The organism is Novosphingobium fuchskuhlense (assembly GCF_001519075.1).
GTDB lineage: Bacteria > Pseudomonadota > Alphaproteobacteria > Sphingomonadales > Sphingomonadaceae > Novosphingobium > Novosphingobium fuchskuhlense.
Window position 1 is genome coordinate 1 of record NZ_KQ954250.1, and the last position, 973, is coordinate 973.

General features: G+C 63.1%; 2 protein-coding genes. One reads left to right on the plus strand and one right to left on the minus strand.

Features of this window, described 5'->3' with window-relative positions:
* A partial coding sequence (locus AQZ52_RS18935) for a hypothetical protein (protein WP_205626513.1) occupies positions 1–229 on the plus strand: 229 nt, incomplete at its 5' end.
* 108 nt (positions 230–337) lie between these two features.
* On the opposite strand, the gene AQZ52_RS18830 is transcribed toward AQZ52_RS18935, so the two are convergent.
* Positions 338–973 (minus strand): hypothetical protein (locus AQZ52_RS18830; RefSeq protein ID WP_169793773.1); only part of this gene is annotated, 636 nt, incomplete at its 5' end.

Below are 973 nucleotides of genomic sequence, written 5' to 3' on the forward strand. Positions count from 1 at the left end.
GGGTGCGATCAGCCAGAACGACGGCTTCACCTTCAACACGACGCAAGGATCACGCGCGCAGAACTACTTCACCGCCTCACTTCGCGGGCAGCTGCTGTTCCCCCTTCGAGCGATCTCTCCCGATCCGCGCGATCGGCGGCTATTCACGCCAGAAGCAAGACAATGTCCTGAGGGTTTTCGCCTCGAACTACGGCCTGAGGCCGATTCCGCATGCGGGATATACGACTGATCTTCTGGCCGGCCATGCCATCGGAGCGCCGCGTGCGCTGGGGCGCTGCCATATCCGGATCGCGCCCCTGCCGCGCTGCGGCGCGCTGCCGGGGCGTTGCCGCAGACCTTACCGGCTCATGCCAAGCTGGCCGATGAGCAGATCGTTGGCCTGCCCGCCGGCATGGGTGACCAATGCGGCATAATTCGCCGGATCGGTGACTGCAAATTCGAAGCGGCGGCTCATCGAGCTCTTGCCGAAGGCATTCCCGCCCTTGCCCAGCAGCGCGCCGCCGATGTTCATGATGCTGTGCGTTGCCTCGGCGGTCTTGGTCAGACCAGAGGTGGTGTCCTTGATCTGCGCAAAATCGCCGCTTTCGACGATCGGCTGGTTGACGTTGATCTTGGCCGGCTTGCCGCTGGTATCCATCAGAAAGGCAAGACTGCCGCGTTGGGAGATGGCGAGCTGCGCGGTGGCCTTGATCGACTGGAACACGCCGCCGCCCTCGCTCTTGGCCGGTTCGGCGAAATCGACGACGTAGACGACATTCAGCACGGGCACCTTGGCCGTGCGGGCATAGTCGTACTGCGCGGTGTAGAGATCGCGCTGGTTGCCATCCATGAAGCGCAGCGTCAGTGCCATGTTGTCGCGGTGCGCCATGCTCGAGGGCCAGAAGGCGATACCATCGGCAGTATCCTGATCCTGCAGCGGGATCGTCACCGAATGGCCCTGTTCCTCGGAGCGGACCTTCTGGTAGTATTTCGG